This is a genomic window from Gordonia sp. VNK1, from assembly GCF_040049135.1.
Taxonomy (GTDB): Bacteria; Actinomycetota; Actinomycetes; order Mycobacteriales; family Mycobacteriaceae; genus Gordonia; species Gordonia oleivorans.
In genome coordinates, this window is sequence record NZ_JBDZDJ010000002.1 from 239813 (window position 1) to 260420 (window position 20608).

Genomic DNA, 20608 nt, shown 5'->3' on the forward strand with positions numbered 1-20608 from the left:
TCGGGCATCCCGGCACGCGGTCCGGCAGACACGCTGAAGGGGGACCGGCGTCGGAGTCCGGCGTGCGGGGCGTTACTTTCGTGGGGTGACATCGCTCCACGGTCGAGGTGCCGTCCCCAGCGCCGGGCGGTTGGGTCTGCTCAACTCGTCCGCGCCCGCCGACCTGGCCGAGCTGGGATGGGATTCGGAGACGTCGATCGATCTGCTCTGGGCGCTGTCCCGCGCGCCCGACGCCGATCTGGCCCTGCGTGCGCTGACCCGGCTCCGTGCCGCCGCCGCGCCGGGCGACTGGGATGAGATCGACGCCTTGCTGCGGGCGGACAAGGGGTTTCGAGGGCGGCTCTTCGGGATTCTCGGTTCCTCCGACGCCCTCGGCGATCACCTCGTCGCCGAGCCGTCGTCGTGGCGCACACTCATCTCCGACACGCTGCCGAGCCTCGACGAGATCTACTCCTCGATGCTGGCGTCGGTCGACGCGGTGGCCGAACAGGGTGAGCTCGAGAAGGGCAACAAGGTCTTTCGGGCCGGGTTCAGTGGGCCCAAGGCGGTCGTGGCGATGCGGCTGGCCTACCGTGACCTGATCCTGCAGCTCGCCGCGCACGACGTCGCCTCCACCGTCGAGGACGAGCAGGTCATGTGGTTCCCCGAGGTCGGAGCGTTCCTGGCCGATCTCGCCGACGCGGCATTGACCACCGCACTGGCCGTGGCCATCCGGGAGGTGTGCGGTGACGCACCGTTGACCGTTCGGCTCGGGGTCATCGCGATGGGCAAATGCGGTGCGCGCGAACTGAATTACGTCAGCGACGTCGACGTGGTGTTCGTCAGCGAACCCGCCGACGGCCGCTCGGCCCGCATCGCCGGTGAGCTGATGCGGGTCGGATCGCTCGCGTTCTTCGAGGTCGACGCGGCACTGCGTCCCGAGGGCAAGGCCGGCGCACTGACCCGCACGCTCGAATCACACATCGCCTACTACGACCGGTGGGCCAAGACGTGGGAGTTCCAGGCCCAGCTCAAGGCCCGTCCGATGACCGGCGACATGGAACTGGCCAACGCGTACTTCGAGGCGATCAACCCCCTCGTCTGGCAGGCGGCCGAGCGTGACGACTTCGTCCACGAGGTGCAGGCAATGCGCCGGCGCGTCGAGGAACTCGTGCCCGAAGACGAACGCGAACGCAACCTGAAGCTCGGCAGCGGCAGCCTGCGCGACGTCGAGTTCGCCGTGCAGCTGCTGCAGATGGTGCACGGCCGGGTCAACGAGAAGCTCCGCGTCCGCGCCACCGTCGACGCTCTGGAGGCGCTGACCGCCGGTGGCTACGTGGGACGCGACGACGGGGCCAACCTCATCGCGTCGTACCAGTTCCTGCGGCTCCTCGAGCATCGGCTGCAGCTGCAGAAGATGACGCGGACCCATCTGCTGCCCGAGTTCGACGACGACGAGGGCATGCGGTGGCTCGCGCGAGCCGCCCACATCCGCCGCGAAGGTGACCTGGACGCCACGGCGGTGTTACGTCGCCAGATCAAACACCAGGCGCTGCGGGTGCGTCGCCTCCACCAGAAACTCTTCTACCGGCCGCTGTTGGAGGCCGCGACCCGCTTCAACCCCGAGGAACTGACGCTCAGCGACAAATCCGCCGAGCGGCGTCTGGCCGCGCTGGGATACGCCCAGCCCGAGCGGGCGCTCAGCCACATCCGGGCCCTCGCGTCGGCGCCGGGGCGACGCGGTCAGGTGCAGTTGCTGATCCTGCCGCAACTCCTCGAGCACATCGGCGACACCCCGGACCCCGACGCCGGACTGCTCAACTACCGCCGCCTCTGCGAGGAGATGGACAACGACTGGTTCCTGCGGTTGCTCCGCGACGACGGTGTGGTCGCCGAACGCCTGATGAAGGTGTTGGGGACCTCCGAGTTCATCGCGAATCTGCTGATGCGCTCGCCGGAGGTCATCCACCTCTACTCCGACGGGGCCAACGGGCCCAAACTCTGCGAGACCCGCCCCGAGGATGTGGCCAAGGGCCTCGTCGCCTCCGCGGTGCGGCAGACCGATCTGCAACGTGCGGTCGCCGCGGCGCGGTCGCACCGCCGCGCCGAACTCGCCCGCATCGCCTCGGCCGACGTCCTCGGGATGATGGATGTGCCGCAGGTCTGCCATGCCCTCTCGAGCATCTGGGCGGCGGTCCTCAACGCGGCGCTGACCGTGGCCACCAACGCCTCCGAGGCGGAGCGCGGCGAGGAGGCGCCGGCACTCATCGCCGTCATCGGGATGGGACGCCTGGGCGGGCTGGAGCTCGGCTACGGCTCCGATGCCGACGTGCTGTTCGTCTGCCAGCCCAAACCCGGCGCCGACGAGCAGGTCGCGGTGCGGTGGGCGCAGGGCATCGCCGAACGGGTCCGGTCGATGCTGGGTTCGCCCAGCCAGGATCCGCCTCTGGTGGTCGACACCGGTCTGCGTCCCGAGGGACGCAACGGGCCGGTGGTGCGCACCCTGACGGCGTACGAGGCGTACTACGAGCAGTGGGCCCAGCCGTGGGAGATCCAGGCATTGCTGCGGGCCCACCAGGTGGCCGGCGACAATCAACTCGGCATCGACTTTCTGCACATGGCCGACCGGATCCGGTACCCGGCCGGCGGGGTGTCGTCGGCGGCGGTGCGTGAGATCCGACGGATCAAGGCCCGCGTCGACTCCGAGCGGCTGCCGCGCGGCGCCGACCCGGCCACCCACACCAAACTCGGACGCGGGGGACTGGCCGACGTCGAGTGGACCGTGCAGCTCATGCAGCTGCGTTACGCCCACCGATACGCGTCGCTGCACAACACCTCGACGCTGCAGACCCTCGACGCGATCGGATCGGCGGAACTGTTGGGGGAGAACGACGTCGCGACGCTCAAACAGGCGTGGCTGACCGCGACCAAGGCCCGCAACGCACTGGTCCTGGTGCGTGGTAAACCGGTCGATCAACTGCCGGCCCCCGGAAAGCAGTTGCGGCAGATCGCCTTTGCGGCCGGCTGGCCGGAGGACCAGGCGGCGGAGTTCCTGGAGAACTACCTGCGGGTGACCCGCCGGGCAAAGAACGTGGTGCGCAAGGTCTTCGGGGCCTGAGGGTGCGCAGACTGCTCGCCTTCGTCGCGATCATTATCGGATGGGTGCTGCTCGCGGTCACCGCCGTCGGCGCATTCCTGCACTTCTTCACCTCGCGGGGCACCTACGCGATCTACGCCACCGCCCTGGTGCCGCTGACGATCGTGACCGGCGTGGCGGCGTTCGTGCTCTTCCTCGTGCTGCGACGGTGGATGGCGCTGGCGCTGACGGTCGTCGCGATCACGGTGCTGTGCTTCACCCAGGGGCCGCTCTGGGTGTCCCAGACCGCCCCGGCGGGTGACCGCTTCACCGTGGTCACCGCGAATCTCCAGTTCGGCGGTGGCAACGTCGACGATGTCGCCGCGGCCGCCGCCGACGCCGACCTCGTCTCCTTGCAGGAGGTCACCCCGGAGGCACTCGACCGGGTCCGCGCAAGTGCGCTGGCGGGGCGACTCCGGTATGAGTACGCGATCCCAGGACCGCAGGCCGCCGGCACCGTGCTGCTCAGCAGTCGGCCGCTCACCGACGAGCAGCGCATCCCCAACATGGTGCTCAACAATCTGTCCGCGCGTACGCCCGTCCCGGGAGCGCCGTCGACGAGGGTGCTGGCGGTGCACACGCCGGCGCCGTTGAGCGGGCATGCCGGCGACTGGGTGCAGGACATGGGTCTGCTCAAGGATCAGTTGCAGGCGCTGCCCGACGGCCCGGTGATCGTGGCCGGCGATGTCAACGCAACCTGGGATCACGTGCAGTATCGGGACCTGTTGACCGACGGGTTCGCCGACACCACCTCCCAGGCCGGGGCCGGATGGCGCCCGACCTTCCCGACCGATCGATTCGGTGACCGCCCCCTCGCGGCGATCGATCACGTGATCGTGCGCGGATTCATCGCGACCTCGGTGCGGACCTTCTCGGTGTCGGGGTCGGATCATCGAGGAGTGGTGGTCACCCTGGTGGCCTCCTGACCGCCCGCGCGGGGCTGGTGGGTGTGATCAGGTTTGCCACACCTTCCCTCCGTCGTGCCCAGGGTGGTATCAAAGGTGCATCATGACGTCGATTTCCGATCCCCCCGCCACGGTCCCCCCGGCCACGGTGTCCGCGCGGCTGCGTGCGGCCACCGCAGTGGCACATGAGCAGGCCGAGAGTTCCCCGTTCATCGACGACCTGATGTCGGGCCGGCTCGATGTCGATGCGTACGCCGGGCTGGCGCAGCAACTGCTGTTCGTCTATCGCGCTCTGGAGGACGTCGGGGATCGGCTCGCGGGTGACGCGGTGGCCGACGCGGTCCGTGACGAGAAGCTCCGACGCGTGCCCCGGCTGACGGCCGACCTCGCCGCCCTGGGTGTGGACGTCGATGCACTCACACCGTCGCCGGCGGTGGCGGCCTATGTGTCGGCCATCGAGGCCACCGTTGCCGACCCGGCTCGTTACGTCGCCCACCATTACACCCGCTATCTCGGCGATCTGAGCGGGGGACAGGTCGTCGCGCACCGGATGCGGCAGCATTACGGCGTCGACGACGCCGCGCTGACCTTCTACGCCTTCGACATCGACAAGCTCAAGCGCTACAAGGATTCCTACCGGGACAGCCTTGACGCGCTGCCCCTCGATGCCGACGGCGTCGACCGTCTCGTCGACGAGGCGATCGGGGCGTTCGGCCACAATCAGGCGCTCTTCGCCGATCTGGCGGCCGATCGCGGCTGACCGTTTGGTGGATGGCTCACGCGCGCTCGATCGTGCGTGCCAGTCCGTCCAGAATGACCTCGAGCCCGAATTCGAGTTGCTCGGTCACGAAGTCGTCGTTGTCGTCGGTCAGTCGGGCGTCGCTCACCGCACCGAGCAGCGCGGGATAGTGGGTGCCGTCGATGAGGTGGATGACCATCTCCTCATAGCTCATCGCCGACGTGGACTCCGGACGGGCGCTGCCGAGCAGGCCCATCTGTGTCGCCTGCCGGAGGGTCTGACGTACGAAACCGTCGACGACCAGGAGCGCGTTCATCTTGTGCTGACCCGAGAGCGCTGTGCCGTCGAAGCAGCGGATGCCGGCCTCGGTCCAGGACAGGACGTTGGGGCCCACCGGTGGCCGCGACATCGGGATCTCGGTGAGCCAGGGCCGTCGTCGTAGGTCCGCCGCAGCCGTCATGGCCCACTCGCCGATGCGCTCGCGCCAGGTTCCGCGAGTGCCCAGGGCGTCGTCGGCGGGGCCGTATGCCTCGTCGACGAGCAGGTCGATGATGTCGGCCTTGCTGTCGACGTAGCGATACAACGCCATGGTGCTCAGCCCGACGGCGTCGGCAATGGCCTTCATCGACACCGCCTCCCATCCCCGATCGTCGGCGACCGACACCGCGGCGCGGGCGATGTCGCGGACGGTCAGCGCCGGTCTGGGGCCGCGTTTGGTCGTCGAAACCGAACGACCCCACAACGCTGCGATCGATCTCGGGAGGGATGCGGCGACGTCCGCGTCGTCGGGTGAGGGCATACGCCCATCGTACTAATTGCTTGTGCTGTACGCAGATAGCTCCTATCATCTGGATATGACATAAACAGTATGTGTCATACGCAGAAAGGAGTTGTTCTCATGTCCTCTCGTTCCCCGTGGCTGTCGGTGGTGATCCTCTGCCTGCCGATGCTGATCGTCTCGATGGATGTCTCGGTGCTGTTCTTCGCCGTGCCCTACATCGCGGCCGACCTCAATCCGTCTCCCGTGCAGCAACTCTGGATCTTCGATGTCTACGGCTTCGTTCTCGCCGGGCTTCTGCTGACCATGGGGTCGGTGGCCGATCGGATCGGGCACCGACGGCTGTTGATGTGGGGCGCAGCGGGATTCGGCGCCGCCTCCGTCCTCGCGGCGACAGCCTCCTCGCCGGCGATGCTCATCGGTGCGCGCGCCGTCCTGGCGGTGTCGGGTGCCACGCTCATGCCCACCACGCTGGCCCTCATCAAGTACGTCTTCGACGGCGACGACGCGCGCCGGGCCAAGGCCATCGCGACCTGGAATGCCGTGCTGGCGGGCGGAGTGGCGGTCGGACCCATCATCTCCGGACTGCTCCTCGAGCACTTCTGGTGGGGATCGGTGTTCCTGATCAACCTGCCGGTGATGGCGCTGCTGCTGATCGTGGCGCCGTTCGTGCTGCCCGGGGTGACGGCGGTGGCCGGGCGGCACGTCGACCTGCCCAGCGCGGTGCTGGCGCTGGCCGGTGTGCTGCCGACGGTGTACGCGCTCAAGGAGTTCGCCGCGAAAGGCTGGTCACCACAGCGTGGCCTGATGCTGGTCGTCGGTGTGATGGCATTGTGTGCCTTCGTTGTTCGCCAGCAGCGTCTGAGGGTACCGATGCTCGATCTCGGGCTTCTGGCGCAACGACGGTTCGCGGTGTCGGTCACGACGAATCTGGTGTGCATGTTCGCACTGCTCGGCAACTCGGTGATCGTCACCCAGTATCTGCAGTCGGTGCTCGGCTACAGTCCGCTGCGCGCCGCGATGTGGAGTGTGCTGCCGACGGTGGCGGTTGCCGTCGCCGCGCCGGTCGCGGTGAGCGCCGCCGCACGCACGGGAAGGCCCGTGGTGATGATCAGCGGATTACTCGTGGGGACTGGGGGATATGTGGTGCTCGCATTCTCCGGCACCCACACCTTGATCACGGCGCTCGTCGGATCGGCGTTGCTCGCCTCGGGGATCGTCGCAACGACGTCGGTGGTGGCCGATCACGTCGTCGGTCTCGCCCCGAAGGAACGCGCAGGTGCCACGGCCGGGCTCTTGGAGACCACCAGCGAACTCGGCGGCGCGCTCGGTATCGCGGTGCTCGGTAGTGTCGTCAGCGCGGTGTATCGGTCGGCGTTCCCCTCCGCGGACGGATCGGGGGCGGCGGCGGACAGTCTCGCCGGTGCCGTCGCCCAGTCTCATTCGCTGCTGCCCGGCGACGCCGCAACAGTGCTGGACGCGGCACGTGCCGCGTATGTGAGCGGGATGTCGGCGGCGGCGTGGACCGGCGCCGCGGTGCTGCTCGCCTGCGCGGCACTGGTCGCATGGGCAACCTGGATGCCCCGTCGACGGCTTCGGCGCGTCGAACCACTGGGGATCGTTGCGCCGATCGGAGGCCGCGGGTGAGTGGTGGTCAGTTCTTGGCGTCGGCCGCGTCCTCGCGGGCTTCGCGGATGCCGGCCTTCGCGAGCAGGAAGGGAACGAAGAGCGTCGCGAGCGCGGTCACCAGCCACACGATGACGGTGGCGGCGATCCAGGTGGGGATGCCGGTGATCGAGATGCCGTCACTGACGGGAAGCAACTGCGTCAACAGCAGCGCGACGAAGGTGGATACCAGCCCGACCCCACCGAGCAATGCCTCGGCGTTCTTGGCGACGAACTTGGTGATGAACGGTCCCAGAATCAGTTGTGCCGCAGCAAAAATAACCAGGGCGAGCAGAAATCCGGCCCAGTGGATCGTCATATCGTCGAGCACCGCGGTGGCGACCAACAATCCGATGGCCGCCGAGATCAGATACACGAGGGTGCGGATGAGTATGCGGATCATGGCCTCATCCTAAGACGGTCTCGTCATGTTCTGTGGGAGAACTCGGCGTGTGCGAAATGCCGGCGAATTCGTCAGAGAACTTCGACTTTCGAGCCGGTCTTGAGAACGAATTGCTCGCGATCATCGGAGCTGTGGACGAGTTCGACGAGGCGCTCGTCGGTTCCATGCGGGACCTGCTTGCGCACGACGGCGGTAACGCCGTCCACGCTGATGCGATCACCGGGAGCCAAGTCTTCAACAAAAAGCATACGGGACATGTGGGAAAGGTTACGGCCTGCGCTGTGATTGCGTGAGAGGAAAAGGTCCCGCGTGGGATCCTTCACACACAATTGACGTAACGGTCTGGATTTTGACGATTTTCTCGCACCCGGATGCCGAATGGCCCACCGGCAATGCCGGTGGGCCATTCGATTCCGTGCGTGCGGTCGGGGTCACCGACCAGCCGTGTCAGCAGTCGTAGTAGAGCGCGAACTCATACGGATGCGGACGGATCTGCACCGGCTCGATCTCGTTCTCGCGCTTGAGCGCGATCCAGGTCTCGATGAGGTCCTCGGTGAATACGCCACCGGCGGTGAGGTATTCGTGATCCTCTTCGAGCTTGTCGATGACCGCCGACAGCGAGGTCGGGGCCTGCGGGATGCCCTTGGCCTCCTCCGGCGGAAGCTCGTAGAGGTCCTTGTCGACGGGCTCGTGCGGCTCGATCTTGTTCTTGATGCCGTCGAGACCGGCCATCATCATCGCCGCGAAGGCCAGGTACGGGTTACCCGAGCTGTCCGGGCAACGGAACTCGAGGCGCTTGGCCTTCGGGTTGTTGCCGGTGATCGGGATACGCACGCAGGCGCTGCGGTTGCGCTGGCTGTAGACCAGGTTGATCGGGGCCTCGTAGCCGGGCACCAGACGCTTGTAGGAGTTCACCGTCGGGTTGGTGAAGGCCAGCAGCGACGGGGCGTGGTGCAGGATGCCGCCGATGTAGTACCGCGCCAGGTCCGACAGGCCCGCGTAGCCGGCCTCGTCGTGGAACAGCGGCTTGCCGTCCTTCCACAGCGACTGGTGGGCGTGCATGCCCGAGCCGTTGTCACCGAAGAGCGGCTTCGGCATGAAGGTGACCGTCTTGCCGTTGGCGTACGCGGTGTTCTTGATGATGTACTTGAACAGCAGCACATCGTCGGCCGCGTGCAGCAGCGTGTTGAACTTGTAGTTGATCTCGGCCTGGCCGCCGGTGCCGACCTCGTGGTGACCGCGCTCGAGCTCGAAGCCCGCGTTGGTCAGGTTGGTCGACATCTCGTCGCGCAGATCGACGTAATGGTCGTAGGGGGCCACCGGGAAGTACCCGCCCTTGGGGCGGACCTTGTAGCCGAGGTTCGGGCTGCCGTCCGGGTCGGTCGGCGAACCGGAGTTCCACCAGCCCGACTCGGACTCGACCTCGTAGAAGGTGCCGTTCATCTGCGAGTCGAAGGCCACCGAGTCGAAGATGTAGAACTCGGCCTCGGCACCGAAGAAGCAGGTGTCGGCGATGCCGGTGGAGGCGAGGTAGTCCTCGGCCTTGCGGGCGACGTTACGCGGGTCGCGGCTGTAGGCCTCGCGGGTGAACGGGTCGTGGACGAAGAAGCTGACGTTCATCGTCTTGGCCTTGCGGAACGGATCGATCCGCGCGGTGGCCGGGTCGGGCAGCAGCATCATGTCCGACTCGTCGATCGACTGGAAGCCGCGGACCGACGATCCGTCGAACGCCAGACCGTCCTCGAACACCGACTCGTCGAACGCCGAGGCGGGAATCGAGAAGTGCTGCATCACACCGGGCAGGTCGCAGAAGCGGATGTCGACGTACTCGACACCCGACGACTTGATGCCCTCGAGAAGTTCTTCGTTGCTGCTGTACACCGTGCGGTGACTCCTTCATGTTGTCGGGGTCAGGCCGCGTGAGCGTGACCTGACACGCCTGGTCCGCTTTCGAGAGGCGACAGCGGATCTCAGCCTGAACCGTATGGACGTGACGTTGCCCGTACGTCAAAGCCATGTTTCTCGTGTGTTACGCGGATCTGGCGGTCGGGGCGTCGTACCCAGTGCAACTATTCCGTATCGACCACACGGGGCGAAAGGGATCCCCCTCATTGCCCTCGCGGACCAACCCCGGGCGGGATCGGGCGCGGCGGCCGGGCCCACAATCAGGCCTCTACCATGGGACTCATGCACGACCCGGAGTTCTGTTCCCGCCCCATCACCTCGTCGACGCCACCGGCGGAGGTGATCTGCTGATGGGACGCGCCACCGGATCGTGGTTGTCGGGTCCTCAGTCCAGCCGGCCCGTCGATCTCGAGTACCGCGGTGCCGATCTCGGGCTGCCCGAGGCCGGGCCGGGTTCCCTGGTCGGGGGCTGGCCGCGCACCCTCGCACTGCTCATCGACTGGCTGATCGGCGGTGGACTGGCCCTGCTGTTCGTGAGTTTCGGCTCACCCAACCTCGGCCTGGCGGTCCTCGCGGTCTGGTTCGTCATCGGCGTGGTCTCGGTGACGCTCTTCGGATTCACCCCCGGCCAGTTCGCCGTGGGGATCCGGGTGGCCCGCGTCGATCACGGACCCGACCGGATGGCCGACGAGGTGGCCGGCACCGTGCCGGTCGCGTCGGTCGGGCCGATCCGGGCCCTGGCGCGTCAGGTGCTGATCGTGTTCCTGGTGCCCGCGCTCATGAACGACTACAACGGCCGCGCCCTGCACGACCGCGCCACCGGCACCGCGATGGTGCACACGCGTTGACGCGGGAGGTGCCGGATCGGTGCGCCGATCCGGTCATCTCTCACTGCGGGGCCCGCCGAGGGGTGGGTGAACGCTCAGGCGCCCCGGCGACGCGCGGTGCGCTGCATGCTGCGCACCTTGGCGTTGCCCGGGATCGGCCCCTTGGGCATACCCGGACCCGGCTGGCGGCTGCCGAGCGCCGACAGCCGGCCCTCGAGGGTTTCCATCCGCTTGCGATCGATGTTGCCGGGCAGCTTGTTCAGGTGACGTTCGAGCTTGGACAGCGGCACCTGACCGTCGTCGTTGCCGACCATGATCTCGTAGATCGGGGTGTCACCGACGACGCGGGCCACCTTCTTCTTCTCTTGTCCGAGAAGGGTCTTCACGCGGGCGGGGGAGCCCTCGCCGACCAGGATCACACCCGGCTTGCCGATCACCCGGTGCACGGCGTCGAGGTGTGAGGTGCCGGTGACGGCCTGCTGGACTCGCCACTGGCCGCGCATGTTGGACAGTGCCCATCCGGCCGCGCCGGGCTGGCCCTCGGCCTTGGTGTACACGGTCTTCTGGACGCGTCGTCCGAAGAGCAGGAAGGCGGCGAGGATGCCGAGCACGACGCCCAGCGGGATCAACAACCACGGTGACCCGATCAGCAGGCCGATGACCACGAAGATCGCCACGATCGCCACGAAGAGGCCGACCATGTACGGGATCAGCCGTTTGTCTTCCTTGCGCTGCATCTGGAAGGCCTGCCAGAGCTGCGTGATGCGCTCCTTGCTTGCCTGCCTACGGGCCTTCCTCGCGGCCTTCTTGTCCTCTTTGCTCGCCGCCTGCGCCTTTGCCATGCCCTCCAGGATACGTCCGAACCCGGCGTCACCGACACGTGGTCACGACTCGGGGTGAACAGTCGTCAGCGGGCCAGGCGGGTCATCAGCGACGAGGCCTCCTGGCTGGCCGAACCCTCGGCGGCGAGGTGCGTGAGCGAATCGGAGAGTTCCCGGCCGTGGTGGGCCATCGCCTGCGCGTAGAGCCGTCCGGCCCGGTAGGACGAGCGGACCAGCGGACCGGCCATCACCCCGGCGAACCCGACCTCCTCGGCGAACTCCGAGTGATCGACGAACTCCTCCGGCTTGACCCACCGCTCGACCGGATGATGCCGCGGCGAGGGACGCAGGTACTGGGTGATCGTCAGGATGTCGCAGCCCGCCTCGTGCAGGTCGACGATCGCCGACTGCACCTCCTCGGGGGTCTCGCCCATGCCGAGGATCAGATTGGACTTGGTGACCAGACCGAAGTCACGCGCCTGGGTGAGGACGTCGAGTGACCGCTCGTAGCGGAATGCCGGCCGGATCCGCTTGAAGATCCGCGGCACGGTCTCCAGGTTGTGTGCGAGCACCTCGGGACGGGCGTCGAAGACCTCGGCGAGCAGATCGGGCTTCGCATGGAAATCGGGGATCAGATTCTCCACGCCGGTACCCGGGTTCAGCCGGTGGATCGCTCGGACCGTCTCGGCGTAGAGCCACGCACCCTCGTCCGGCAGGTCGTCGCGCGCGACACCGGTGATCGTCGAATACCGCAGACCCATCGCCTGCACGCTCTCCGCGACGCGGCGCGGTTCGTCACGATCGAGTTCGGCGGGTTTACCCGTGTCGATCTGGCAGAAGTCGCAACGCCGGGTGCACTGCTCGCCGCCGATGAGGAAGGTGGCCTCGCGGTCCTCCCAGCATTCGAAGATGTTGGGGCAGCCCGCTTCCTCGCAGACCGTGTGCAGCCCTTCGCGTTTCACCAGCCCCTTGAGCTCGGTGTACTCCGGGCCCATCGTGGCCCGCGTCTTGATCCAGCTCGGCTTGCGTTCGATCGGGGTCTGCGCGTTGCGGACCTCGAGGCGCAACAGTTTGCGGCCTTCGGGCGGCGCGCCGGGGGAGGTGGACTGGGGGGTATCGGGTGCCACGGTCACTGCTCCGATCCTACGCGCGGCGTACGAGCGTCACCGGCTGCGGCCGATGGCGTGGGCCGGTCGATCGCGTCGATGACCGCGCTGATCACCTCGTCGGTGATCGCGGCGACGGTGACCGGGTGAGGAGATTCACGCGACAGCGAGGTGACCCCGGCGTCGGCGATGCCGCACGGGACGATCGCGTCGAAGGCGCTCAGATCGGGGTCGACGTTGAGGGCGAATCCGTGCAACGCGACACCGCGTGCGACGCGGATGCCGATCTGACCCAGTTTGCGTTCGGGGCTGCGGCCCGGCACCGGCGCGACGTCGGGACCGTCGATCACCCAGACGCCGGAACGTCCCTCGACCCGGGTGGTGGTGACGCCGCGGTCGGCGCAGACCGTCATCAACGCGGCCTCCAGCCGACGCACATACTCGACGACGTCGAGGGGTTCGGCGAGCTTCACGATCGGGTATCCGACGAGTTGTCCGGGACCGTGCCAGGTGATCCGGCCGCCGCGGTCGACGTCGATCACCTCGGCGCCGTTCGTCGGGCGATCGGAGTCCTCCGTGCGCTTGCCCGCGGTGTAGATCGAGGGGTGCTCCAGGACCAGCAGCAGATCGTGATCGAGGGTGCCCGCGGCGCGCTCGGCGGCCAGCCGGTGCTGCAGGTCGTAGGCCTCGCGGTAGCCGAGCACACCCAGGTGACGGACCTCGATCGGCGTCGACGCCGACCGCACCGACGCCCGCCGCGATGCCGGTGTGGGGGAGGTGGTCTGCGCGTGCACATCGGTGCCCAGCGACGTCGCGCGTGCGGCGGTGTCGGTCGGGTGGGTCAAGTCAGTGGCCATTGGCGTAGTCCAGGGCCGCGGCGATCGTCGGATGGGTGAATTCGAAGTCGTGATCGGTCAGCACAGCGGGTGCAACGCGTTGGGAGGCCAGAACCATTTCCTCGATCATCTCGCCACCGACCGCCCGCGCCGCGAACGCCGGGACCGCGAACAGGGTGGGACGGTGTACGGAGGAGCCCAGCGCGTCGACGAAGGTGGCGAAATGCACCGCCGACGGCGCGCACAGGTTGACCGGGCCGCTGATCTGCGACTCGAGCACGAAGGTGATGGCACGCACCTCGTCGAGCAGCGAGATCCACGAAAAGTACTGCCGCCCATTGCCTATCGTGCCGCCCAGCCCCAGCTTGAACAGCGGCCGCAGGCGCGACAGGATGCCGCCGTTGCGGGCGAGGACCGGCGCCGTACGCAACAGCGCCAGCCGGGTGTCGTCGCCGACGTTGTCGACGGCGGCCTTCTCCCAGTCCGTGGTCAACTCGGCGAGGAATCCGGAGCCGGCGCCGTCGGCCTCGGTGACCACCCGATCGCCGGTGTCACCGTAGAAACCGGTGGCGCTGGCGGAGATCAGGGTCGGCACGCCGGCGTCGCGGACGGCCTCGGCGATCACCTGGGTCGGGGTGATCCGGGAGTCGCGGAGCTCCTGTTTGAACCGCCCGCTCCACCGGCCGTTGCCGATCCCGACACCGCCGAGGCTGATCACCGCATCGACGCCGTCGAGGGCTTCGTCCGGCACCCCGAACGACTCCGGGTCCCAGCTGAACTCGCCGGGTTCGGACGCCTCGCGCCGGACCAGTCGCCGGACGGTGTGGCCGGCGGATTCCAGCGCCGGAGCCAGGGCCGAACCGATCAGGCCCGAGGCTCCGGCGAGGGCAATCCGCATCGTGGCCCTAGAGCCCGAGGTCGGCGGCGAACTCGCCGGCCTCGAGTCGCTTCTTGATGGTCGTCAGGAAGCGACCGGCGTCGGCACCGTCGATGAGGCGGTGATCGTAGGTCAGCGGCAGATACGACATCGACCGCACGGCGATCGACTCCGAGCCGTCGGTGGTGATGACGACCGGACGCTTGACGATCGCACCGGTGCCGAGCATCGCCGCCTGCGGCGGGACCAGGATCGGGGTGTCGAACAAGGCGCCCTGGCTGCCGATGTTGGTGATGGTGAACGTGCCGCCGGCCAACTCGTCGGGCTTGAGACCGTTACTGCGGGCACGCGAGGCGATGTCGGCGATGGCGCGGGCCAGCCCGGCGATCGAGAGATCGTCGGCGTTGTGGATCACCGGCGACAGGAGTCCCTGCGGGGTGTCCACGGCGATACCGAGATGCACCTTGTCGTAGTAGGTGATCTCCTTCTTGTCCTCGTCGATGGAGGCGTTGACGTTCGGATGCAGCTTGAGCGACTCGACGACGGCCTTCGCGATGAACGGCAGGAAGGTGAGGTTGACCCCCTCGGACGCCTTGAACGAATCCTTCGCGGCCTTGCGCAGCGTCACGATCTTGGTCATGTCGACCTCGAAGACCTGGGTGAGCTGCGCGCTCGTCTGCAGCGACTCGCGGGTCTTCTTCGCGGTGATCTGCCGAATCCGGTTGATCTTCTGCGTGGTGCCGCGCAGCGCCGCGAGGTCGGGGTTGACCTCCGGGGACGCCTTCGGCGCGGCGGCGGCGGGAGCGGCTGCCGGTGCCGGAGCGGCAGGCGCCTCGGGTTCGGGGGCCGGCGCCTTCTTGGCCTCGGCCGCGGCGAGCACATCCTGCTTGCGGATGCGACCACCGACACCAGTGCCCTTGAGGCTCGACAGGTCGATGTCGTTCTCGGCGGCCAGCTTGCGCACCAGCGGCGTCACATACGGCGTCGACTGCAGATCATTGGAATCATCTGCGGGAGGAGCAGATTCGACCTTGACCGGTTCGGCCTCCGTCTTGGCCGGGGCCGGCGCGGCCTCTTCCTTCGCGGGTTCCGGCTCGGGCTCGGGTTCCGGTTCGGGTTCCGGCTCGGGAGCGGAGGTGGCCGCGGAGGCATCGCCGATCACCGCGAGCTTGCCGCCGACCTCGACGACGTCATCCTCCTGCGCGAAGATCTCCAGCAGCGTGCCGGCCACCGGTGACGGGATCTCGGTGTCGACCTTGTCGGTCGAGACCTCCAGCAGCGGTTCGTCTTCGGCGACCTCGTCGCCGACGGCCTTGAGCCAGTTGGTCACGGTGCCCTCGGTGACCGACTCGCCCAGGGCGGGCATCACCACATCGGTTCCGGAGGCGCCGCTGCCGCCGGTGGCGGCGGGCTTCTCGGCGGGGGCGTCGGCCTCGGTCGACGGTGCTTCGGCAGCTTCTTCGGGTTCGCCGGCGTCGGTGGGCTCGTCGCCCCCGGCCGAATCCTCGGAGCCCGAATCGTCGGAGCCCGAGTCGTCGGAATCGCCCGCGGACTCGCCGGCCTCACCGATCAGCGCCAGTTCGCCGCCGATCTCGACGACGTCGTCCTCCTGGGCGATGATCTTGGTCAGCACGCCCGATGCGGGGGCGGGGATCTCCGTGTCGACCTTGTCGGTGGAGACCTCCAGCAAGGGCTCGTCGGCCTCGACCGTGTCGCCTTCCTCCTTCAGCCACCGGGTGACTGTCCCCTCGGTGACACTCTCACCAAGGGCGGGCATTTGGACGGAGAAGGCCATTGCTGTTGACTCCTGAACTCGACGCGGTGGGTCCGATGATCCGGTGGGCCGACGGTGTGTGCGCCATCGGTCCCGGGCGGCGTCTGGGTGGTCGGCCGCCCTCCGGCTAAACCCTACCCGGCGAGGGTCGGCCAGTCCTGACGTGTCCGAACATTCGGTGCCCGTGTGTTGACCGCCGCCACGGCCGGCCTGTTGTCGCCGCGCCCCGCGGCGACCCCGCCTCAGCCGTTCTCGGCGATGTCCTCGAGGACCCGTGCGATCGTCCGAACCGGTACGCCCGTACCACCCTTGGGGGTGTATCCCCAGGGGCCGCCGGTGTTGAAAGCGGGTCCGGCGATGTCGATGTGGGCCCACTGCACTCCCTCGGGCACGAACTCCTTGAGGAAGAGTCCGGCCGCGAGCATGCCGCCCCAGCGGGCCGGGGTGACGTTGGCGATGTCGGCGACACGGGACTTGAGATCGGCGCGCAGTTCCGCCGGAAGCGGCATCGGCCAGGCGTTCTCGCCGACCTCCTGGGACAGGGTCGCCACGCGATCGCGGAACTCGTCGGTCCCCATCACGCCGGGGGTGCGGGTGCCCAGGGCCACCATCTGCGCCCCGGTCAGGGTGGCGGTGTCGATCAGATAATCGGGGTCGTCCTCGCCGGCGCGGACCATCGCGTCGGCCAGCACCAGCCGGCCCTCGGCGTCGGTGTTGAGGACCTCCACGGTCATGCCGCCGTACTGGGTGAGCACGTCTCCGGGGCGCTGCGCGGTTCCCGACGGCATGTTCTCGGCCATCGGCACCGTCGCGGTCACCGACACCGGCAACTCCAGGCGCGCGGCCAGGATGGTCGCGGCGATCACCGCGGCCGCACCTCCCATGTCGGAGGTCATCTGATCCATGTTGGCGGCCGGTTTGATGGAGATGCCGCCGGTGTCGAAGGTGATGCCCTTGCCGACGAGGGCGACCTTCTTGGCCGACTTCTTGCCGGTGTGGCTGAGACGGACCAGGCGCGGCAGGCGCGACGAGCCCTTGCCGACACCCACGATGCCGCCGTAGCCGCCCTTCTCCAGGGAGTCGAAGTCGAGGATCTCCACCTTGAGGCCGGCCTTCGATCCGAGGGCGCGGGCGCGTTCGGCGAACTCCTCCGGATACAGGTGACTCGGCGGGGTGTTGACGAAGTCGCGGGCGATCGCCACCGAATCGGCCACCGCGAGCGCGTGCGCGAGATCGGCCTTCGCGGTCTTGGACGCGGAATCGACGAGCAGGTCGATGGTGGTGGGCGGCAGCTTCTTCGGTGCCGACTTCTCCGAGCGGAACTCGTCGAAGCGGTACGCGCCGAGGAACAGGCCCTCGGTCGCGGCCTGCAGGTCGGCGGCGGCCAAGGTGGTGGCGACCTGATCGAAACCGTCGAGGGCGCGGGCCACCACGCCGGCGGCCTGACGCACCTTCTCGGGATCGTCGGCCGACGCCTCGTCGCCGAGGCCGACGGCCACGACGACGGAGACCCCGAGTGATTCCGGCGCGGCGATCCGGGTGACCTCGCCGTGCGATCCGGTCGCGCCGAGCGCCGCGAGCCCGGCGCTGATCTGGGCGGCCTGCGCGTCGTCGAGGACGTCGGCGGCCAGCAGCAATGTGGGGGAGTCGTCGGTATCGCCGGCGGCCGACAACAGGCCCACGACGAGTGCCTCGTCCTTCTTGTCGAGCGACGTGGTCAGGGTGATCTGGGGGCCGCGCGTGCGGTCGACGTTCTCGTTCTTGCTCACCCGGTCCACATTGCCACAGCGACGTCGCCCGGGTGGCCCGTCATTCGCGCGTCGGAGGGTTGCGGCCGGGGTCACCGCGTCCTTCTATTCTCGGCACGGTGAGATCTGCGGTGAACTCGCCACGGTCGCGGACGCGATGGGCCCTCGGTATCGGCGTGCTGCTCGTCGTCGCCTGCGTGGCCGCGGTGATCGGGGTGCGGGCGGTGGGCGGTGACGGCGATCCGTTGTCGCGGGCGGTCGGGGGGCTGGTGCCGTCGGCCCGGCCCGCCTTCCCCGCCGTCGACACCGCCGCGCTCGACCCGCGGCGGCGCGCGATCATCGAGGCCGTTCACCGCGAATACGACGCGAACGCGCCCGCGACCACCTTCTCCGAGGGCGTCGACGAACCGTGGTGCGCCGACTTCGTCAGTGCCGTGATGCGCGAATCCGGTGTGCCGCTGCGCAATCCGAACTCCGGTTCCTGGCGTATCCCGGGTGTGGCGACGCTGACGGACTATCTGCGCGATTCCGGCCGCTGGCGTGGCGTGCAGTACCGTCCGCAACCCGGCGACATCGTCGTCTACGACCACCCGAGCCCGTGGGGGCAGCACACCAACATCGTCGTCGCGGTCGACGGCGATCGGGTGAGCACCGTCGGTGGCAATCAGCCGCCGGACGGCATCACCTTGCACACCGCCGATCTGGGCGACGACGAGGGAGTGCAGGGTTTCGGTGTGCCGGCCGCCGGATGAGGGACTCCCGCGCTGACGGACGCTGCGGCGGGTCCGGGTGGACGCGGTAGGTTCTAGGCCATGACTGAGCTTCTGGCCGGACCGATCGCAGACCGTCATCAGGCCCTCGGCGCCTCCTTCGCCGAGTTCGGTGGGTGGGACATGCCGGTGTCGTATTCGGGCACCGTCGCCGAGCACACCGCGGTGCGCGAGGCGGTCGGCATCTTCGATGTCAGTCACCTCGGCAAGGCGCTCGTGGCCGGGCCCGGAGCCACCGACTTCGTCAACGCCACGCTCACCAACGACCTCGGCAAGATCGGCGTGGGCAAGGCTCAATATACGTTGTGCTGCAACGATTCCGGTGGCGTCGTCGACGATCTGATCGCCTATCTCGTCGGGCCCGACGAGGTTTTCCTGGTGCCGAATGCCGCCAACACCGCGTCGGTGGTGGCGGCGCTGACGGCCGTCGCCCCCGATGGGGTGACGGTGACCGACCAGCACCGCGACTTCGCGGTGTTCGCGGTGCAGGGACCGAAGAGTCCCGAGGTGCTCGCCGCCGTCGGTCTGCCCACCGACATGGAGTACATGGCCTTCGCCGATGCCGGCCTGTCCGCCGGCGACGCCACCTACCCGGTGCGGGTGTGCCGGACCGGGTACACCGGCGAACGCGGCTACGAGATCCTGCCGCGGTGGGACGACGCCGGCGCGGTGTTCGACGCCCTGCTGAGTCAGGTCAGCGCGGCCGGTGGCCTGCCCGCCGGCCTCGGCGCCCGCGACACGTTGCGCACCGAGATGGGGTATGCGCTGCACGGTCACGAACTGTCCGTGGACATCACCCCGATCCAGGCGCGGTGTAGTTGGGCGGTGGGCTGGGACAAACCCGAATTCTTCGGTCGCGCAGCACTATTGGCGGAGAAGGAAGCCGGACCGAAACGCCGGCTCTACGGTCTGCGCGCCACCGGTCGCGGCGTGCCCCGGGCCGGATGTGCGGTGCTCGGCGGACCCGGCGGCGAGGTGATCGGAGAATGCACGTCCGGCACCTTCTCCCCGACCCTGAAACAGGGCATCGCGCTCGCGCTGATCGACACCGCGTCCGGTGTCGGCAAGGGTGCGCAGATCGTCGTCGACGTGCGCGGGCGAGAGCTCCCCGTCGAGGTGCTCATCCCGCCGTTCGTGCCGTCGCACGTGTAGCGTCCGCTCACCGCACGCGACGGGCGGGGGAGAAACACGTTGCCCGGCGGCGGTACCATTGGCCAATGACCTTGCAGTTCACCCGTACCGAGCATCCCCATCCGGTGTCGGAGTCGCAGCGCGCGGACATTCTCGCCGCGCCCGGTTTCGGCAAGTACTTCACCGACAACATGGTGATGGTGGATTACGACGTGGACCGCGGGTGGCACAACGCGAAGGTGACGCCCTACGGTCCGATCGCGCTCGACCCGTCGGCGATGGTGCTGCATTACGGGCAGGAGGTCTTCGAGGGCCTCAAGGCCTACCGGCAGCCCGACGGCTCGATCGCCGCGTTCCGGCCGGAGGCCAACGGCCTGCGTCTGCAGCGGTCGGGAGAACGGCTGGCGATGCCGCCGCTGTCGGTCGAGGACTTCCTCGGCTCACTGCGCGCACTTCTCGACGCCGACAACGAGTGGGTGCCCGCCGCCGGCGGCGAAGAGGCGCTCTACCTCCGCCCGTTCATGTTCGCCTCGCAGGCCGGACTCGGCGTCAACGCGCCGTCGTCGGAATACCGGTACTGCGTCATCGCCTCACCGGCCGGCGCCTACTTCTCCGGCGGCATCCGGCCCGTCAGCGTGTGGCTGTCCACCGAGTACGTCCGCGCGGTGCCCGGCGGCACCGGCTTCGCCAAGTGCGGCGGAAACTACGCCGCGAGCTTCCTCGCCCAGCAGCAGGCCACCGCCAAGGGATGCGATCAGGTCGTGTGGCTCGACGCCATCGAGCGCCGCTTCATCGAGGAGATGGGCGGCATGAACCTGTTCTTCGTGTTCGGTTCCGGTGCCGATGCGCGCCTGGTCACCCCGGAGCTCACCGGATCGCTGCTGCCCGGTATCACCCGGGAATCGCTGCTGACCCTGGCGATCGATGCCGGATTCGCCGTCGAGGAACGCAAGATCTCAACCGAGGAACTGCGCAAGGGCGTGGCCTCCGGAGACATCACCGAGGTGTTCGCCTGCGGCACCGCCGCCGTGATCACCCCCGTCGGCCACGTCAAGAGCGAGACCGACGATTACGCCATCGGCGACGGTCAACCGGGTGAGGTGACCCTCGCACTGCGCGACACCCTCACCGGCATCCAGCGTGGAAAGTTCGCCGACACCCACGGCTGGATGACGGAGCTCTACCGGCGCTGAGCGCAGGGCCCCACC

At 68.3% G+C, this 20608-nt stretch carries 18 protein-coding genes; 8 read left to right on the forward strand and 10 right to left on the reverse strand.

What is annotated here, in order from left to right:
* Positions 1-85 precede the first annotated feature (85 nt).
* From ABLE94_RS03120 to ABLE94_RS03130, 3 genes are all read left to right on the forward strand, one after another.
* On the forward strand, positions 86-3097 hold the full coding sequence (locus ABLE94_RS03120) for a bifunctional [glutamine synthetase] adenylyltransferase/[glutamine synthetase]-adenylyl-L-tyrosine phosphorylase (RefSeq protein WP_348804152.1): 3012 nt from the start codon (positions 86-88) through the stop codon (positions 3095-3097).
* A 2-nt stretch (positions 3098-3099) separates the two neighbouring features.
* Positions 3100-4041 (forward strand): endonuclease/exonuclease/phosphatase family protein, encoded by a 942-nt coding sequence (locus ABLE94_RS03125; RefSeq protein ID WP_348808045.1) that lies wholly within the window; start codon positions 3100-3102, stop codon positions 4039-4041.
* An 82-nt stretch (positions 4042-4123) separates the two neighbouring features.
* Positions 4124-4780 (forward strand): biliverdin-producing heme oxygenase, encoded by a 657-nt coding sequence (locus ABLE94_RS03130; protein ID WP_348808046.1) that lies wholly within the window; start codon positions 4124-4126, stop codon positions 4778-4780.
* A gap of 16 nt (positions 4781-4796) precedes the next feature.
* On the opposite strand, the gene ABLE94_RS03135 is transcribed toward ABLE94_RS03130, so the two are convergent.
* A complete protein-coding gene (locus tag ABLE94_RS03135) occupies positions 4797-5558 on the reverse strand; it encodes a TetR/AcrR family transcriptional regulator (RefSeq protein WP_348804149.1) in 762 nt (253 codons plus the stop codon).
* Positions 5559-5657: 99 nt separating this feature from the next.
* On the opposite strand from ABLE94_RS03135, the gene ABLE94_RS03140 reads away from it, so the two are divergent.
* Entirely contained in the window at positions 5658-7184 is a 1527-nt protein-coding gene (locus ABLE94_RS03140; protein ID WP_348804148.1) for an MFS transporter, read from the forward strand.
* Between the two features lie 7 nt (positions 7185-7191).
* Here the strand turns inward: ABLE94_RS03140 and ABLE94_RS03145 are convergent, their stop codons facing one another.
* The 3 genes from ABLE94_RS03145 to glnA all read right to left on the reverse strand — a co-directional run bounded on the left by ABLE94_RS03145 (position 7192) and on the right by glnA (position 9486).
* Positions 7192-7605 carry a hypothetical protein gene (locus tag ABLE94_RS03145; protein WP_348808047.1) on the reverse strand — a complete coding sequence of 138 codons (414 nt, stop codon included), beginning with the start codon at positions 7603-7605 and terminating at the stop codon, positions 7192-7194.
* A gap of 71 nt (positions 7606-7676) precedes the next feature.
* Complete coding sequence (locus ABLE94_RS03150; protein WP_348804146.1) at positions 7677-7862, reverse strand: hypothetical protein; 186 nt, start codon at positions 7860-7862, stop codon at positions 7677-7679.
* 190 nt (positions 7863-8052) lie between these two features.
* On the reverse strand, positions 8053-9486 hold the full coding sequence (gene glnA, locus ABLE94_RS03155) for a type I glutamate--ammonia ligase (protein WP_348804145.1): 1434 nt from the start codon (positions 9484-9486) through the stop codon (positions 8053-8055).
* Positions 9487-9860: 374 nt separating this feature from the next.
* On the opposite strand from glnA, the gene ABLE94_RS03160 reads away from it, so the two are divergent.
* Positions 9861-10358, forward strand: a complete 498-nt coding sequence (locus ABLE94_RS03160; protein WP_348804144.1) for an RDD family protein — start codon at positions 9861-9863, stop codon at positions 10356-10358.
* 74 nt (positions 10359-10432) lie between these two features.
* Here ABLE94_RS03160 and ABLE94_RS03165 read toward each other — a convergent pair whose 3' ends face one another.
* The 6 genes from ABLE94_RS03165 to ABLE94_RS03190 all read right to left on the reverse strand — a co-directional run bounded on the left by ABLE94_RS03165 (position 10433) and on the right by ABLE94_RS03190 (position 17520).
* Positions 10433-11179 (reverse strand): DUF4191 domain-containing protein, encoded by a 747-nt coding sequence (locus tag ABLE94_RS03165; protein WP_348804143.1) that lies wholly within the window; start codon positions 11177-11179, stop codon positions 10433-10435.
* Between the two features lie 65 nt (positions 11180-11244).
* Positions 11245-12291 (reverse strand): lipoyl synthase, encoded by a 1047-nt coding sequence (gene lipA / locus ABLE94_RS03170; protein WP_348804142.1) that lies wholly within the window; start codon positions 12289-12291, stop codon positions 11245-11247.
* The gene (gene lipB, locus ABLE94_RS03175) at positions 12288-13121 is read right to left on the reverse strand and encodes a lipoyl(octanoyl) transferase LipB (RefSeq protein WP_348804141.1); all 834 of its coding nucleotides are present in this window, start codon (positions 13119-13121) and stop codon (positions 12288-12290) included. Before lipB ends, lipA begins: the two co-directional genes overlap by 4 nt.
* Positions 13111-13998 carry a TIGR01777 family oxidoreductase gene (locus ABLE94_RS03180; protein WP_348804140.1) on the reverse strand — a complete coding sequence of 296 codons (888 nt, stop codon included), beginning with the start codon at positions 13996-13998 and terminating at the stop codon, positions 13111-13113. The genes lipB and ABLE94_RS03180 overlap by 11 nt, the downstream gene beginning before the upstream one ends.
* A gap of 7 nt (positions 13999-14005) precedes the next feature.
* On the reverse strand, positions 14006-15772 hold the full coding sequence (gene sucB, locus ABLE94_RS03185; protein WP_348804139.1) for a 2-oxoglutarate dehydrogenase, E2 component, dihydrolipoamide succinyltransferase: 1767 nt from the start codon (positions 15770-15772) through the stop codon (positions 14006-14008).
* 221 nt (positions 15773-15993) lie between these two features.
* Entirely contained in the window at positions 15994-17520 is a 1527-nt protein-coding gene (locus tag ABLE94_RS03190) for a leucyl aminopeptidase (protein WP_348804138.1), read from the reverse strand.
* 158 nt (positions 17521-17678) lie between these two features.
* Between ABLE94_RS03190 and ABLE94_RS03195 the strand changes: the two genes are divergently transcribed.
* From ABLE94_RS03195 to ABLE94_RS03205, 3 genes are all read left to right on the forward strand, one after another.
* Positions 17679-18251, forward strand: coding sequence for a CHAP domain-containing protein (locus tag ABLE94_RS03195; protein ID WP_425476132.1), 573 nt, complete (start codon positions 17679-17681; stop codon positions 18249-18251).
* A 60-nt stretch (positions 18252-18311) separates the two neighbouring features.
* Positions 18312-19421, forward strand: a complete 1110-nt coding sequence (gene gcvT, locus ABLE94_RS03200; RefSeq protein ID WP_348808048.1) for a glycine cleavage system aminomethyltransferase GcvT — start codon at positions 18312-18314, stop codon at positions 19419-19421.
* 65 nt (positions 19422-19486) lie between these two features.
* Positions 19487-20593: a branched-chain amino acid aminotransferase gene (locus ABLE94_RS03205; protein ID WP_348804135.1), complete on the forward strand. Its 1107-nt coding sequence runs from the start codon at positions 19487-19489 to the stop codon at positions 20591-20593.
* The last annotated feature ends 15 nt before the right edge of the window (positions 20594-20608 follow it).

What these genes read in the sequence shown, in the direction of transcription:
- ABLE94_RS03130 (WP_348808046.1), top strand. Translation starts at nt 4,124, where the DNA reads ATGACGTCGATTTCCGATCCCCCCGCCACGGTCCCCCCGGCCACGGTG.
- ABLE94_RS03160 (WP_348804144.1), top strand. Translation starts at nt 9,861, where the DNA reads ATGGGACGCGCCACCGGATCGTGGTTGTCGGGTCCTCAGTCCAGCCGG.
- gcvT (WP_348808048.1), top strand. Translation starts at nt 18,312, where the DNA reads ATGACTGAGCTTCTGGCCGGACCGATCGCAGACCGTCATCAGGCCCTC.
- lipB (WP_348804141.1), bottom strand. Translation starts at nt 13,121, where the DNA reads ATGGCCACTGACTTGACCCACCCGACCGACACCGCCGCACGCGCGACG.
- ABLE94_RS03140 (WP_348804148.1), top strand. Translation starts at nt 5,658, where the DNA reads ATGTCCTCTCGTTCCCCGTGGCTGTCGGTGGTGATCCTCTGCCTGCCG.
- sucB (WP_348804139.1), bottom strand. Translation starts at nt 15,772, where the DNA reads ATGGCCTTCTCCGTCCAAATGCCCGCCCTTGGTGAGAGTGTCACCGAG.
- ABLE94_RS03145 (WP_348808047.1), bottom strand. Translation starts at nt 7,605, where the DNA reads ATGATCCGCATACTCATCCGCACCCTCGTGTATCTGATCTCGGCGGCC.
- ABLE94_RS03165 (WP_348804143.1), bottom strand. Translation starts at nt 11,179, where the DNA reads ATGGCAAAGGCGCAGGCGGCGAGCAAAGAGGACAAGAAGGCCGCGAGG.
- ABLE94_RS03150 (WP_348804146.1), bottom strand. Translation starts at nt 7,862, where the DNA reads ATGTCCCGTATGCTTTTTGTTGAAGACTTGGCTCCCGGTGATCGCATC.
- ABLE94_RS03205 (WP_348804135.1), top strand. Translation starts at nt 19,487, where the DNA reads ATGACCTTGCAGTTCACCCGTACCGAGCATCCCCATCCGGTGTCGGAG.
- ABLE94_RS03180 (WP_348804140.1), bottom strand. Translation starts at nt 13,998, where the DNA reads ATGCGGATTGCCCTCGCCGGAGCCTCGGGCCTGATCGGTTCGGCCCTG.
- ABLE94_RS03135 (WP_348804149.1), bottom strand. Translation starts at nt 5,558, where the DNA reads ATGCCCTCACCCGACGACGCGGACGTCGCCGCATCCCTCCCGAGATCG.